Origin of the sequence: Streptomyces sp. CB02056 (assembly GCF_001905545.1) — a bacterium.
Taxonomy (GTDB): domain Bacteria; phylum Actinomycetota; class Actinomycetes; order Streptomycetales; family Streptomycetaceae; genus Kitasatospora.
In genome coordinates this window covers 306,960-323,630 of sequence record NZ_LIPD01000011.1, presented here as the reverse complement: position 1 = coordinate 323,630, position 16,671 = coordinate 306,960, and the positions used below count along the sequence as shown (strand labels likewise).

The 16,671-nt window shown below is 75.5% G+C and carries 2 protein-coding genes; both read right to left on the bottom strand.

Features of this window, described 5'->3' with window-relative positions:
- On the bottom strand, nt 1–7,227 hold a 7,227-nt coding region (locus tag AMK13_RS29195), incomplete at its 3' end, for a beta-ketoacyl synthase N-terminal-like domain-containing protein (RefSeq protein ID WP_443333957.1).
- Nucleotides 7,224–16,631, bottom strand: a complete 9,408-nt coding sequence (locus tag AMK13_RS29190; protein ID WP_074004776.1) for a type I polyketide synthase — start codon at nt 16,629–16,631, stop codon at nt 7,224–7,226. The genes AMK13_RS29195 and AMK13_RS29190, both read right to left, overlap by 4 nt.
- Nucleotides 16,632–16,671 lie beyond the last annotated feature (40 nt).

Below are 16,671 nucleotides of genomic sequence, written 5' to 3'. Positions count from 1 at the left end.
CTGGAACGCGTACGTCGGCAGGTCCACCGTCGAACCACCGGCGAGGACCGACACCCAGTCCACCGTGGCGCCCTGGACGTAGGCCTCGGCGAACGACGTCAGCAGGCGGTCCGCACTGCCCTCGTCGCGCCGCAACGTGCCCACCACGACCGGGGACAGCGCCTCCAGGGCGTCACCGATCGCCGGCGTCAGCACCGGGTGCGGCGACACCTCCAGGAACACACCGTGCCCGGACTCACCCAGCAGACGAACCGCCCGCTCGAACTCGACGGTCTCCCGCAGCGACGCGTACCAGTACGCCGGGTCCAGCTCGGAACCCGCCAGCCACTCGCCCGTCAGCGCGGAGATCATCGGGACCTGCGCCTCACGAGGCCGGATCCCCTCAAGGACGGAGAGGATCTCCTCGCGCAGCTCGTCCACATGGGCGCTGTGCGAGGCGTAGTCCACCGGAATCATCCGGGCGCGCGGCGAATCCCCGCACGCCTCGGCGAGTTCACGCAGAGCATCCGCGTCACCGGAAACCACCGTCGCCGACGGACCGTTCACCGCCGCCACCGACAACCGGGCACCATACGGGGCGATCCGCGCCCGGACACCCGCCACCGGCTCCGCGATCGACAGCATCCCACCGCGACCGGCCAGGGCCTTCAGGGTCCGGCTGCGAAGAGCAACAACCTTCGCCGCATCCTCCAGCGAAAGAATCCCCGCGACAGCAGCCGCCGCGATCTCACCCTGCGAGTGACCGACCACGGCGTCCGGAGCGACACCGGCCGCCTCCCAGACCGCCGCGAGCGAGACCATCACGGCCCACAGCGCCGGCTGCACCACATCGGCGGCCTCGAAACCGTGCCGACCGGCCAGCACATCGTCCAACTGCCAGTCCACATAAGGCGCCAGAGCCTCGGCGCACTCCGCCAGCCGCGCCGCGAACACCGGCGACGAAGCGGCCAGCTCACGCCCCATCCCGACCCACTGGCTCCCCTGACCGGGGAAGACGAACACCGTCCGCCCCACCCCACCGGGAGCGAGTCCGCCGGTCACGACACCGGGCGCGGGCTGCCCCGTGGCCACCGCCGCGAGACCCGCCGCGAGCTCACTCCGCTCGCCGCCCAGCACCACCGCACGCTGCTCGAACACCGAACGCGTCGTCGCGAGCGACCACGCCACATCTCCGACCGACAACTCCGGCCGCGCCAACACGTGTTCACGCAGTCGACCGGCCTGACCGGCCAGCGCCACCGCACTACGACCGGAGACCCGCCACACCGACGTCCCGCCGGTCAGCACCGGAAGCTCCGGGAGCTCCGGGAGCTCCGGGAGCTCCGGGAGCTCCGGGAGCTCCGGCCCAGGCTCGGACGCCGCCTCGACGGCCGCCGGGGCCTCCTCCACGATCACGTGGACGTTGGTGCCGCTGATCCCGAAGGCCGACACGCCCGCCCGGCGCGGCCGCTCGCCCGCCGGCCACTCCACCTGCTCCTGGAGCAGCCGGACGTTGCCCAGGTCCCAGTCGACGTGCGAGGACGGCTGCTCGGCGTGCAGGGTCTTCGGCAGCACGCCGTGCCGCAGCGCCATCACCATCTTGATCACACCGGCCACACCGGCGGCCTGCTGGGCGTGCCCGATGTTGGACTTCACCGACCCCAGCCACAGCGGCCGGTCCCCGGCGCGTCCCTGGCCGTAGGTGGCCAGCAGCGCGCCGGCCTCGATCGGGTCGCCGAGCGTGGTGCCGGTGCCGTGCGCCTCGACCGCGTCGACGTCGGACGCCGACAGCTGGGCGTTGGCCAGCGCGGAGAGGATCACGCGCTGCTGCGAGGGGCCGTTGGGCGCGGACAGGCCGTTGGAGGCGCCGTCCTGGTTGACGGCGCTCCCGCGGAGCACGCCGAGCACCTGGTGCCCGTTGCGGCGGGCGTCCGACAGCCGTTCCAGCACCAGCATGCCGACGCCTTCGCCGATGCCCATGCCGTCCGCGCCGTCGCCGAAGGCCTTGCAGCGGCCGTCGGAGGAGAGCGCGCGCAGCCGCGAGAAGCCGACGAACTCGCCGGGGTCGGCCATCACGGTCACACCGCCGGCCAGTGCCACCGTGCACTCGCCCGACCGGAGCGCCTGGGTCGCCTGGTGCAGCGCGACCAGCGAGGAGGAGCACGCGGTGTCCACGGTCATCGCCGGGCCGACCAGGCCCAGGGAGTAGGCGATCCGGCCGGAGAGCACGCTCAGCGCGTTCCCGGTGATCAGGTGGGCCTGTACGCCGGCCTCGTCGCCGACCGCGCCGAAGTAGCCGGACGGGGCCGCGCCGATGAAGACGCCGGTCGCCGAGCCGTGCAGCGTCCGCGGGTCGATGCCCGCGCGCTCGACGGCCTCCCAGGAGGTCTCCAGCAGCAGGCGCTGCTGCGGGTCCATGGCGAGGGCCTCGCGCGGGCTGATGCCGAAGAACCCGGCGTCGAACTCCCCGGCGCCGCTGAGGAATCCGCCCTCCACGACGTAGGTCGAGCCCTCGGCGTCGGCGTCCGCGTCGAACAGCGCCTCGGCGTCCCAGCCGCGGTCGGCCGGGAAGCCGCTGATCGCGTCCCCGCCGGCGGCGATCAGGTCCCACAGCTCCTCGGGCGAGCGCACGCCGCCCGGGTAGCGGCAGGCCATGCCGACGATCGCGATCGGCTCCGAGGGCGCGGCGGCCACCGCGACCACCTGGCCGGGGCCCTCCGCCCCGAACAGCGCGCTCAGGATCTCCTCGGCCAGCACGGACGCGCTCGGGTGGTCGAAGACGACGGTGGACGGCAGGCGCAGGCCGCAGGCGGTGTTCAGGCGGTTGCGCAGCTCGACGGCGGTCAGCGAGTCGAAGCCCAGCTCGCGGAAGGCCCGCGTCGCGACGATCTCGTCCGCCGAGTCGTGGCCGAGGACCGCGGCGGCGTGCGAGCGCACCAGCTCCACGACGCTCCGGCGCCGCTCGGCCGCCGACAGGCCGGCCAGCCGCGAGGCGAACTCGCCGCGCTCGTCGGCGGCCGTCGTGGCGGCCGTCTCGGCCCGGGCCTCGGGGATGGTGTCCAGCAGCGGGCGCGGGCGCGCGGCCGTGAAGACCGGCGCGAACTTCTGCCACTCGACGTCCGCGAGGGCGATGAAGGTCTCGTCGTCGGCGAGGACCTCGCCGAGCGCGGTCAGCGCCCGCTGGGTGTCGAGGAAGTTCATGCCCTGCCGCAGCAGGCGCTGGGGCGTCACCCGGCCGGGTGCCTGGTCCATCACCGCGTCGACGGCGTCCCAGTCGCGGGTGTTCCAGACGCCCCACGCGATCGAGGTGCCGGGCAGGCCGCGGGCCCGGCGGTCCTCCGCCAGCGCGTCGAGGAAGGCGTTGCCGGCGGCGTAGGCGCCGTGGTCGTTGCTGCCCCAGGTCGCCGAGATCGACGAGAAGAGGACGAACTCGTCGATGCCCAGGCCGGCCGTGGCCTCGTCCAGGTGGACGGCGCCGGCCGCCTTCGCGCCGAGCGCGGCGACCAGGCCTTCGCGGCTGGTGTCCTCCACCCGGGCCAGGTAGGGCGCGTTGGCGGAGTGCAGGACGGTGGACAGGCCGGGGCCGGAGGCCTCGATCCAGGCCACCAGGCCGGTCGCCTGGCCCCGGTCCGCCAGGTCGCAGCTGACGACCTCGACGGCCGAGCCGCCGTTCGCCACGGCGGCGGCCAGTGCCGCCACGCCGGGCGCCGACGGGCCGGAGCGGGAGGTCAGAACCACCCTCGGCGCGCCGTGCTCGGCAAGCCAGGGGCCGATGCAGACGCCGATCGACCCCGTGCCGCCGGTCAGCAGGACGGTGCCGCGCGGCGACCAGTCAGCCGACTCGACGCGCCGGGCCTCGGCCCGCACCAGACGGCGCAGGAACACACCCGACGGCCGCACCGCGACCTGGTCCTCCCGGCCGTCCGCGAACACACCGACCAGACGAGCGGCGGCCTCGGCGTCCAGCACCGGCGGCAGGTCGACCAGACCGCCCCACCAGTCCGCGTGCTCCAGGCCCACGGCCCGGCCCAGACCCCAGACCTGGGCCTGCACCGGACTGGTCGTCACCTCGCCGGCGCCGACCGCCACCGCGCCACGGGTCAGCACCCACAGCGGGGCCGTGACCCCGGTCTCGACCAGCACCCGGACCAGGTCGACCGTCCCGGCCAGACCGCCCGGAACCGACGGGTGCTCCGCCAGCGGCGCCTCGTCCAGGGCCAGCAGCGACACCACACCGGCCACGCCCTCGGCCAGTGCCGCGTCGACGTCCTCCGGTCCCGCGACGGCGACGACGCTCGCACCGCGGGCCGTCAGCGCGTTCGCGACCGCCTCCCGGTCGGGGCCGTCGCCGACCAGCAGCCAGGTCCCCGACGGCGTGGCGGCCCGGTTCGCGTCGGCCGCCTGCCAGACGATCCGGTAGCGCCAGTCGTCCACCGAGGTGGCCGGGCCGGCGGCCTGGACGGAGGCCACGGCGCCGAGCCAGTAGCGCCGGCGCTGGAAGGCGTAGGTGGGCAGGTCCACGACCGTGCCGCCGCCCAGGAGCGCGGCCCAGTCGACGGGGAGGCCCCGCACGTAGGCCTCGGCGAGCGAGGTCAGAAGACGCCCGGCGCCGCCCTCCTCGCGCCGCAGGGTGCCGACCACGGCCGAGCCCTCGACGTCCTCGACGACGTCGCCCACCGCGCCGGTCAGCACCGCGTGCGGGGAGACCTCCACGAACGCCCCGTGCCCGGACTCGGCGAGGATGCGGACCGCCCGCTCGAACTCGACGGTCTCGCGGAGCGAGGCGTACCAGTAGTCGGGGTCCAGCTCCGGGCCCGAGAGCCAGGCGCCGGTCAGCGCGGAGACCATGGGGATCCGGGCCTCGGTCGGAGCGATGCCCTGGAGAACCGAGAGGATCTCCTCGCGCAGCTCGTCCACGTGGGCGCTGTGGGACGCGTAGTCCACCGGAATCATCCGGGCACGCGGCGAATCCCCGCAGGAGTCGGCGAGTTCGCGCAGCGCGTCAGCGTCACCGGAGACGACCGTCGCCGACGGACCGTTCACCGCCGCGACCGACAGCCGGGAACCGTACGAAGCGATCCGGGCGCGGACACCCGCCACCGGCTCGGCGATCGACAGCATCCCACCGCGACCGGCCAGCGCCTTCAGGGTCTTGCTCCGCAGAGCAACGACCTTGGCAGCGTCATCGAGGGAGAGAATCCCGGCCACAGCGGCGGCGGCAATCTCGCCCTGCGAGTGACCGACCACGGCATCGGGAGCGACACCAGCCGCCTCCCAGACCGCAGCCAGCGAGACCATCACGGCCCACAGCGCCGGCTGCACCACATCAGCGGCCTCGAAGCCGTGAAGCCCGGCCAGAACGTCGTCCAACTGCCAGTCCACGTACGGAGCGAGAGCCGCAGCGCACTCCGCCAGCTTCGCCGCGAACACCGGCGACGAAGCGGCCAACTCACGCCCCATCCCGACCCACTGGCTCCCCTGCCCCGGGAAGACGAACACCGTCCGCCCCACACCCGCGGCATCCACCGAGCCCGTGACCACGCCGGGCGCGGGCTGCCCCGCGGCGACGGCCGTCAGCCCCGCGGCGAGTCCGTCCCGGTCCGGGCCGAGCACGACGGCCCGGTGCTCCAGCGCCGACCGCGTCGTGGCCAGCGACCACGCGACGTCGCCGACCGACAACTCCGGCCGCTCCGTCACGTGTTCACACAGCCGACCCGCCTGACCGGCCAGCGCCGCGGCGCTCTGCCCCGACACCACCCACGCGGGAAGGCCCTCGCCGGACAGGACGCGCGGCGCGGCGCCCGCCACGACCTCCGGGCGTCCCGAGCCCGCCGGCGCCTCCTCCAGGATCAGGTGCGCGTTGGTGCCGCTGACGCCGAACGCGGACACGCCCGCCCGGCGCGGCTGCTCGCCCGCCGGCCACGCCACCGCTTCGCTCAGCAGCCGGACGTTGCCCGAGGCCCAGTCCACGTGCGGCGACGGGTTCCCGGCGAAGAGGGTCTTCGGCAGCACGCCGTGCTGCAATGCCAGCACCATCTTGATCACACCGGCGACACCGCTCGCGCAGCCGGAGTGGCCGATGTTGGACTTCACCGACCCCAGCCAGAGCGGCCGGTCGGCGGCGCGGTCCTCGGCCTGCCCGTAGGTGGCCAGCAGCGCCTGCGCCTCGATCGGGTCGCCCAGCGTCGTGCCCGTCCCGTGCGCCTCGACCACGTCCACGTCCGCCGCGGTCAGGCCGGCGTCGGCCAGTGCCGAGTGGATGACGCGGTACTGCGAGGGCCCGTTGGGGGCGGTGATGCCGTTGGAGGCGCCGTCCTGGTTGACGGCGCTGCCGCGGATCACGCCGAGCACCTGGTGGCCGTTGCGGCGGGCGTCGGAGAGGCGCTCCAGCGCGATGATGCCGGCGCCCTCGCCCCAGCCGATGCCGTCGGCCTCGGCGGCGAAGGACTTGCACCGGCCGTCGGCGGCCATGCCGCCCTGCTGGGAGAACTCGATGTACGCGTCGGGCATGACCAGCACCTCGACGCCGCCCGCCAGGGCGAGGGAGCACTCGCCCGAGCGCAGCGAGCGCACCGCGAGGTGGAGTGCCACGAGCGAGGAGGAGCAGGCGGTGTCGATCGTCACGGCGGGGCCGGTCAGGCCCAGCGTGTAGGAGATGCGTCCGGAGACGACGGCGGTCAGGCCGCCGGTCATCTTGTAGCCCTCGGCGCCGCTGCCGTTGCCGCCCACGCCCGAGCCGTACGCGGTGCCGCTGGCGCCGACGAACACGCCGGTGTCGGAGCCCTTCAGGGACATCGGGTCGATGCCGGCCCGCTCGACCGCCTCCCAGGCGGTCTCCAGCAGGATCCGCTGCTGCGGGTCCATCGCCAGGGCCTCGCGCGGGCTGATCCCGAAGAACCCGGGGTCGAAGTCGGCCACGTCGTAGAGGAATCCGCCGACCCGGGCGTACTCCTCGCCGGCGCGCGCGTCCGGGTTGCCGTAGGCGCGCTCCCACTCCGCCCAGCCGCGGTCGGTGGGGAAGCCGCCCATGGCGTCCGTCCCGGCGGAGAGCAGGTCCCAGAACCGGTCGGGGCCGGTGATGCCCCCGGCGTAGCGGCAGCCGAGGCCGACGACGGCGATCGGCTCGCGCTCGCCGGCTTCCAGTTCCTTGACGCGCTCGCGGGTCCGATACAGGTCGGCGGCGAGCTTCTTCAGAGTGTCGAGCAGCTGCTTGTCGCCGCCCGCCGCCTGCGCACCACCGGTCATCACGAAAGCCCCAATTCCTTGTTGATGAAGTCCAGGACCTCGCCGGCGTCGGCGTCGTCCAGTCGCCCGGCCAGCGTCTGCTGCTCCTGCTCGTCCTGCCGTGGTTGCTCGGTGTCGCCCAGCCAGCGGGAGAGCACGTTCCTCAGCCGCAGGGTCACGTCGCGCCGGGCGCCGCTGCCGCCGGGCACCGCCGCGAGCGCGGCCTCCAGGCGGTCGAGCCCGTCGAGCACCGGGTCGGTGCCGGGGGCGGCCCGGGTGTCGTCGGCGGGCGCGGCTCGCAGGCCGAGTTCGCCGTGCAGGTACTCGGCGAGTTCGGCGGGGGTCGGGTGGTCGAAGACGAGGGTGGCGGGCAGCCGCCGCCCGGTGGTGTCGGTGATCCGGTTGCGCAGGTCGACGGCCATCACGGAGTCGAAGCCGAGGTGGCGGAACGGCCGGCCCTTGGGCAGTGCTCCGGCGGTGTGGCCGAGGACGGCGGCGGCCTGGTCGCAGACGATCTCCACGAGTCGGCGCAGCTGCTCCGCGTGGGGCAGGCCGGCGAGTCGGTCGGCCAGGCCGGTGCCGTCCGGTGCACCGCTCCCGGTGCCGGGGCCGGAGTCCGCGGGTTCCGGTCGGGTCCCGGCATCGGGCAGGTCGGCGAGGAGGCGGCTGGGACGGCGCAGGGTGAACGTCGGGCCGAACACCGACCAGTCGATGTCCGCGACGGTGACGGCGTCCTCTCCTCCGTCCAGGGCCTGGCCGAGGGCGCGGACGGCGAGTTCGGGCGCCATGGCCCGGACGCCGTAGCGGGTCAGCCGGGTGGTCACGCTGCCGCCGCCCATGCCGCCGCCGTCCCACAGGCCCCAGGAGAGCGTGGTGGCGGGGCGGCCGGCGGCGCGGCGTTCGGCGGCGAGGCCGTCGAGGTAGCCGTTGGCGGCGGCGTAGCCGGCCTGGTCGCTGCCACCCCAGACGGCGGCGCCGGAGGAGAACAGCACGAAGTCGTCGAGGCCGCGGTCGGCGGTCAGCTCGTCGAGCCAGCGGGCGCCGCCCGCCTTGGGGGCGCACACCTCGGCCAGCCCGGCCGCGGTGGTCTCGCCGACGGTGCCGCCCTGGCCGACGCCCGCGGTGTGCAGCACCGTGGACAGGGCCGGGCCGCCGCTGGCGTCGATCCTGGCCAGCAGGGCGGCGACCTCGGCGCGCTCGGCGACGTCGCAGGCGACGACGTCGACGCCGGTGCCGCGGGCGGCGAGTTCGGCGGCGCGGGCGGCGACGCCCTCGTTGGCCGGGCCGCGACGGCCGGTCAGCACGACGCGCCGCGTGCCGCGGTCGGCGAGCCAGCGCGCGACGTGCTCGCCGATGGCGCCGGTCCCACCGGTGACCAGGACGGTGCCGCGCGGGGTCCACGCGGCGCCGTTCGCCGGGGCCTGCGGCTGCGCGGCGCGCACCAGCCGTCGCCCGTACGCGCCGGACGGGCGCAGCGCCACCTGGTCCTCGCCGTCGCCGCCCGTGAGGACGGCGGCCAGGCGCCGCAGGGCGGGGCCGGTGTCCTCGGGACGCTGCGGCAGGTCGATCAGGCCGCCCCACAGGTCGGGGTGGGCGAGGGCGGCCGTCCGGCCGAGGGCCCAGATCTGGGCGTGGACGGGCGGGCCGGCCGGCTCGCCGTCGGTGGCGGCGGCCCCGCCCCGGGTCAGCACCCACAGCGGGGCGGCGGGCGTGTCCTCCCCGTCCCCGCGCCGGTCGGCGACGGCCTGGGCCAGGGCCAGGGTGGCGGCCAGGCCGCGCGGGACGCCGGGGTGGGCGTCGAGCGGCGCGGCCGCCTCGTCATCGAGGGCGAGGGCGGAGACGATGCCGGAGAGGTCGGCGACACCGGTGGGCAGCGCGGCGGCGAGCGCCTCGCGGTCGGTGGTGTCGATACCGTCCCCGGGCACCGTGAGGACGCGGGCGCCGGCCGCCGTCAGGGCGTCGGCGACGTCCGACGCGGAGCCGACGAGCAGCCAGGTGCCGGTCAGCGCGGTGCCGTGCTCGGGCAGGGCCGACCAGGCGATGCGGTAGCGCCAGCCGGCGACGGCCGATTCGGCGCGTTCGCGGTGGCGCCAGCCGGTGAGCGCGCCGAGGGCCGGGTCGGCCGGGTCGACGCCGAGCAGGTCGGCGAGAGCATCGGTGTCACCGCGCTCGACGGCGTTCCAGAAGCCCGCCTCGGCGGGCGTGCCCGCGGTGACCGGTACGGTCGGGCCCTCGGTGGGCTCCGGCCAGAACCGGTCCCGCCGGAAGGCGTAGGTGGGGAGGTCCACAACCGTGCCGCCGCCCAGGAGCGCGGCCCAGTCGACGGGCAGGCCCCGGACGTAGGCCTCGGCGAGCGAGGCCAGGAGACGCCCGGCGCCGCCGTCCTCGCGGCGCAGGGTGCCGACCACGGCCGGGGTCCGGTCCGCGAAGGCGTCGCTGATCGCCGGGGTGAGCACCGGGTGCGGGGACACCTCGACGTACGCCCCGTGGCCCGCGTCGGCGAGGATCCGCACGGCGCGGTCGAACTCGACGGTCTCGCGGAGGGACGCGTACCAGTAGGCCGGGTCCAGCTCCGGGCCGGACAGCCACGCGCCGGTCATGGCGGAGACCATGGGGATGCGGGCGTCGGTCGGCGTGATGCCCTGGAGGACGGCGAGGATCTCCTCGCGCAGCTCGTCCACGTGGGTGCTGTGCGAGGCGTAGTCCACCGGGATCATCCGGGCGCGCGGCGAATCCCCGCAGGAGTCGGCGAGTTCGCGCAGCGCGTCGGCGTCGCCGGAAACGACCGTCGCCGACGGACCGTTCACGGCCGCGACCGACAGCCGGGAACCGTACGGAGCGATCCGCGCCCGCACACCCGCCACAGGCTCGGCGATCGACAGCATCCCGCCACGACCCGCCAGCGCCTTCAGGGTCTTGCCCCGCAGAGCCACGACCTTGGCAGCGTCGTCCAGGGAGAGAATCCCGGCGACGGCGGCCGCCGCGATCTCGCCCTGCGAGTGACCGACCACGGCATCGGGAGCGACACCGGCCGCCTCCCACACCGCGGCGAGCGAGACCATCACCGCCCACAGCGCCGGCTGCACCACATCGGCGGCCTCGAAGCCGTGAAGGCCCGCCAGCACATCGTCCAACTGCCAGTTCACGTACGGCGCGAGAGCCTCGGCGCACTCGGCCAGCCGCGCCGCGAACACCGGCGAGACCTCCGCCAGCTCACGCCCCATGCCGACCCACTGGCTGCCCTGGCCGGGGAAGACGAACACCGTCCGCCCGACCCCGTCCGGGGCGACCTCGCCGGTGACCACGCCGGGCGCGGGCTGTCCGGTGGCGACGGCCGAGAGCCCCGCCTCCAGTTCGTACCGGTCCGCTCCCAGCACCACCGCGCGCTGTTCGAAGGCCGACCGCGTCGTGGCCAGCGACCACGCGACGTCACCGACCGGCAGCTCCGGCCGCTCCGCGACGTGCTCGCGCAGCCGGCCCGCCTGACCGGCGAGCGTCTGCCCGTCACGGCCGGACAGCACCCACGCCGGGAGGGGGCGCGACAGGACCGGCGCGAGGTCCTCGGCGGCGTCCTCGGGGACGGTCTCCGCCTCGACCGGCGCCTCTTCGATGATCACGTGGGCGTTGGTGCCGCTGATGCCGAACGCCGAGACACCCGCCCGGCGCGGCCGCTCGCCCGCCGGCCACGCCACCTCGTCCTGCAGCAGCCGGACGTTGCCCGTCTCCCAATCGACGTGCGAGGACGGCTCATCGGCGTGCAGCGTCTTCGGCAGCACACCGGCTTGCAGGGCCAGCACCATCTTGATCACACCGGCCACGCCCGCGGCCTGCTGAGCGTGCCCGATGTTCGACTTCACCGAACCCAGCCACAACGGCCGGTCCTCGAACCGCTCCTGGCCGTACGTCGCCAGCAGCGCACCGGCCTCGATCGGGTCGCCCAGCTCCGTGCCCGTCCCGTGCGCCTCGACCGCGTCCACGTCCGCCGCCGAGATCCGGGCGTTGGCCAGCGCGGCGCGGATGACGCGCTGCTGCGAGGGGCCGTTGGGGGCGGTGAGTCCGTTGGAGGCGCCGTCCTGGTTGATGGCGCTGCCGCGCACCACGCCGAGCACCCGGTGCCCGTTGCGGCGGGCGTCGGAGAGGCGTTCGAGCACCACGATGCCGACGCCCTCGCCCATGCCCATGCCGTCGGCGCCCTCGCCGAAGGCCTGGCAGCGGCCGTTCGGCGACAGGGCCCGCAGCCGCGAGAAGCCGACGAACTCGCCCGGGTCGGCCATCACCGTCACGCCGCCCGCCAGGGCGACCGAGCACTCGCCCGACCGCAGCGACTGCACGGCCTGGTGCAGCGCGACCAGCGAGGAGGAGCAGGCGGTGTCCACCGTCATCGCCGGGCCCACCAGGCCCAGCGCGTAGGCGATCCGGCCGGACAGCACGCTCATCGCCGTGCCGGTCATGCGGTGTCCTTCGGACCCGGCGGTCTCCTCCACCACGCCGAGGTAGGTCGACCGGGCCGCGCCGACGAACACGCCGGTCGCGGAGCCGTGCAGCGACTTCGGGTCGATGCCCGCGCGCTCGACGGCCTCCCAGGAGGTCTCCAGCAGCAGCCGCTGCTGGGGGTCCATCGACAGGGCCTCGCGCGGGCTGATCCCGAAGAAGGCGGCGTCGAACTCGGCGGCCCCGGTCAGGAAGCCGCCCTCGGCGACGTAGGTCTTGCCCTCGGCGTCCGGGTCGGGGTCGAAGAGGCCCTCGGTGTTCCAGCCGCGGTCGGTCGGGAAGCCGCCGATCGCGTCCCCGTGCTCGGCCAGGAGGGCCCAGAGCTCCTCGGGGGTCCGGATCCCGCCGGGGTAGCGGCAGGCCATGCCGACGATCGCGACCGGTTCGGCGGGGGCCGCGACCACGGCGGGCGCCGGCCCGGCGCCGGCCGCCGCCTCGGCCCCGAAGAGCCGGGAGAGGATCTCCTCGGCCAGGGCGGCCGGGTTGGGGTGGTCGAACACGACCGTGGCGGGCAGCCGGACGCCCGCGGCGCCGCCCAGCCGGTTGCGCAGTTCGACGGCGGTCAGCGAGTCGAAGCCGAGCTCCCGGAAGGCGCGCGTGGTCGGGACCTCGGCCGCGGAGCCGTGGCCGAGGACGGCGGCGGCGTGCGCGCGGACCAGCTCGACCACGGCGCGGCGGCGCTCGGCGGCGGTCAGGCCGGCGAGGGCGCGGAACAGTTCGCCGGTGGCCTCGGCCGGCCGGTCCGACCCGGCGGCGTCCGGGCCCCGGTCCTCCTGCTCCCGGGCCTCGGGGATGGCGTCCAGCAGCGGGCGCGGGCGCGCCGCGCGGAACACCGGCGCGAACTTCTCCCACGTCACGTCGGCGAGCGCGATGAAGGTCTCGTCGTCCGCGAGGGTCTGGTCCAGCGCCGTCAGCGCCCGTTCGGTCTCGAGGAAGTTCATCCCCTGCCGGCGGAGCCGTCGGGGCGTCACCCGGCCGGGGCTGTGGTCCATCAGGTCGTCGACCGCGTCCCAGTCCCGGGAGTCCCAGACGCCCCAGGCGATCGAGGTGCCCGGCAGGCCCCGGGCCCGGCGGTCCTCGGCCAGGCCGTCGAGGAAGGCGTTCCCCGCCGCGTACGGGCCGTGGTCGTTGCTCCCCCAGGTCGCCGAGATCGACGAGAACAGCACGAACTCGTCCACGTCCAGCGCGGCCGTCGCCTCGTCCAGGTAGGTGGCCCCGGCGGCCTTGGCGCTGAGCGCCGCCGCCAGGCCCTCCCTGGTGGTGTCCTCGACCCGGGCCAGGTAGCCGGTGTTGGCGGAGTGCAGGACCGTGGACAGGCCCGGTCCGGTGGCCTCGATCCGGGCGACGAGGTCGGTGACGTCCCGGCGGACGCCGGTGTCGCAGCCGACGATGTCGACGGCCGTCCCGGCGGTCGCCATCGCGGCCGCGAGTTCCACCGCCCCCTCCGCGGACGGGCCGGAACGGCTCGTCAGCACGACGCGCGGGGTGTCCCGCTCGGCGAGCCAGCGCGCGACGCAGGCCCCGATCGAGCCGGTGCCGCCGGTCAGCAGCACGGTGCCGCGCGCCCGCCAGGGGGCGCGGCCGGCCGGCCGCGGCTCGGCCCGCACCAGGCGGCGGGCGAGCGTGCCGGAGGGGCGCAGGGCGACCTGGTCCTCCGTGCGGTCCGCGAGGACCGCGACCAGCCGGGCGCCGGTCCGCGCGTCGAACTCCGGCGGGAGGTCGACCAACCCGCCCCAGCTGTCCGGGAGTTCCATGCCGATGACGCGGCCCATGCCCCACAGCTGGGTCTGCACGGGAGCGGTCGTCACCTCGTCCGGTCCGGTCTGCACCGCGCCCCGGGTCAGCAGCCACAGCGGGGCGTCGACGCCGGTCCGGCGCAGCGCCTGGACGAGGTCGACCGTCGCGGCGGTGCCGCGCGGGATCCACGGGTACGCCGGGTCGTGGCCCTCCTCCAGCGCCAGCAGGGACACCACGCCGGACACGGGGCCGGTGACGGCCTGGTCGAGGGTCTCGACGCCGGTCCGGACGACCTGCGCGCCGTGGTCGGCCAGGGTGCGGGCGCACGCGTCGGCCACGTCCCCCTCGCCGACGAGCAGCCAGGTGCCGGACAGGGCCGGTACGGCGGCCGGGTCCGCGTCCGCGGGCTGCCAGCGGATCCGGTAGCGCCAGTCGTCGACGCCCGCCGCGCCCGCCGGCCGGGCCGGGGCCGCCGGCCAGTACCGCTGGCGCTGGAAGGCGTAGGTCGGCAGCTCGACCGCCGTCCCGCCGCCGAGCACCGCCGCCCAGTCGACGGCCGCGCCGCCCGTGTACGCCTCGGCGAGCGAGGTCAGCAGGCGCTCGGCGCCGCCCTCGTCGCGGCGCAGGGTGCCCACCACGGTCGGGGAGCGGTCCTCCAGGCTGTCGGCGATCGCCGGGGTCAGCACCGGGTGCGGGGAGACCTCCAGGAACACGCCGTGTCCGGCCTCGCCGAGGGTCCGTACGGCACGGTCGAACTCGACCGTCTCGCGCAGGGAGGCGTACCAGTACGCCGGATCCAGCTCCGGGCCGGACAGCCACTCACCGGTCAGCGCGGAGATCATCGGGACCTGCACCTCGCGGGGGGCGATGCCCTGGAGCACGGCGAGGATCTCCTCGCGCAGCTCGTCCACGTGGGCGCTGTGGGACGCGTAGTCCACCGGGATCATCCGGGCACGCGGCGAATCCCCGCAGGAGTCCGCGAGTTCACGCAGCGCGTCAGCATCGCCGGAGACGACCGTCGCCGACGGGCCGTTCACCGCCGCGATGGAAAGGCGGGTGCCGTACGACGCGATCCTCGCCCGAACACCCGCCACCGGCTCCGCGATCGACAGCATCCCACCACGACCCGCCAGCGCCTTCAGGGTCTTGCTCCGCAGAGCGACCACCTTCGCGGCGTCATCGAGGGACAGGATCCCCGCGACGGCCGCAGCGGCAATCTCACCCTGCGAGTGACCCACCACAGCGTCCGGAGCGACACCGGCCGCCTCCCACACAGCGGCGAGCGACACCATCACAGCCCACAGCGCCGGCTGCACCACATCGGCAGCCTCGAAACCGTGAAGGCCCGCCAGCACATCGTCCAACTGCCAATCCACATAAGGCGCCAGAGCCTCGGCACACTCGGCCAGCCGCGCCGCGAACACCGGCGAGGCCTCCGCCAGCTCGCGACCCATCCCGACCCACTGACTCCCCTGCCCCGGGAAGACGAAGACCGTCCGCCCGGCGCCGCCGGAGGCCACCGACCCGGTCACCACACCCGCCGCCGGCTGTCCCGTGGCCACCGCCGCGAGACCCGCCGCGAGTTCACCGCGCTCGCCGCCCAGGACCACCGCACGCCGCTCGAAGGCCGACCGCGTCGTGGCCAGCGACCACGCGACGTCGCCCACCGGCAGCTCCGGCCGCGCCAGCACGTGCTCGCGCAGCCGGCCCGCCTGACCGGCCAGCGCGGTCGCGTTGCGGCCCGACACCACCCAGGCCGACGCCGCCGTCGGCAGGACGGGCGCGGGGCGCTCCTCCTCCGGCGTCGGCTCCTCGTTCACCGCCGGCTCCCCGGCCGCCGGCGCGGGTGCCTCCTCCAGGATCACGTGGACGTTCGTCCCGCTCGCGCCGAACGCCGACACACCTGCTCGGCGCACCCGCTCGCCCGCCGGCCACTCCACCGATTCCTGGAGCAGCCGGACGTTCCCCGAGGCCCAGTCGACGTGCGAGGTCGGCTCCCCGGCGTGCAGGGTCCTGGGCAGGGTGCCGTGCCGCAGGGCGAGCACCATCTTCATCACGCCGCCGACGCCGGCGGCCTGCTGGGCGTGGCCGATGTTGGACTTGAGCGAGCCGAGCCACAGCGGCCGGTCCTCGTCGCGGCCCTGTCCGTAGGTGGCCAGCAGGGCGCCGGCCTCGATCGGGTCGCCCAGCTCCGTGCCCGTCCCGTGCGCCTCGACCGCGTCGACCTCGGAGGCCGTCAGGCGGGCGTCGGCGAGGGCGGCCCGGATGACCCGGCGCTGCGCGGGCGCGCTGGGCGCCGTCAGGCCGTTCGACGCGCCGTCCTGGTTCATCGCGCTGCCGCGGATGACCGCCAGGACGCGGTGGCCGTTGCGGCGGGCGTCGGACAGGCGCTCCAGCAGGACGAGTCCGGCGCCCTCGCCCCAGCCCGTACCGTCGGCGTCCTCCGAGAACGGCTTGCAGCGTCCGTCGGAGGCGAGGCCCTGCTGGCGGGCGAAGTCGGCGAACATCACCGGGGTGGACATCACCATCACGCCGCCGGCGAGGGCGAGCGAGCATTCGCCCGTGCGCAGCGAGCGGGCCGCCAGGTGGACGGCGGCCAGCGAGGAGGAGCAGGCCGTGTCGACGGTCACGGCGGGCCCGTTCAGGCCCAGGGTGTAGGAGACCCGGCCGGAGAGCACGCTGATCGCGCTGCCGGTGACCAGGTGGCCCTCGTCGTGGCCGTGTTCGCGCGCGTACCAGTCGTAGCCGGACGCGCTGGCGCCGGCGAACACGCCGGTGTGCGAGCCGCGCAGGGCGCGCGGGTCGAGTCCGGCGTGCTCCAGGGCCTCCCAGGCGACCTCCATCACGAGGCGCTGCTGGGGGTCCATCGCGAGGGCCTCGCGCGGGCTGATGCCGAAGAAGCCGGGGTCGAACTCGGCCGCGTCGGGGAGGAAGCCGCCGCGGGTCTCGTAGCCGTGGGCGGCCGCCTCGCCCGGGTCCCAGCCGCGGTCGGCGGGGAAGTCGCCGACCGCGTCGGTACCGGTGGCGACCAGGTTCCAGAGCTCGTCCGGCGTGCGCACGCCGCCCGGGTAGCGGCAGCCCATGCCGACGACGGCGATGGGCTCGCCGGTCACGGTCTCCAACTCGCGGACGCGCTCGCGGCTCTCGTGCAGCTCGGCCGTGACGCGCTTCAGGAAGTACCGGAGCTTGTCCTCGCTCACGCGTTCCACCTCGGGGTGCTCGGGCTGTGGGTACTCGGTC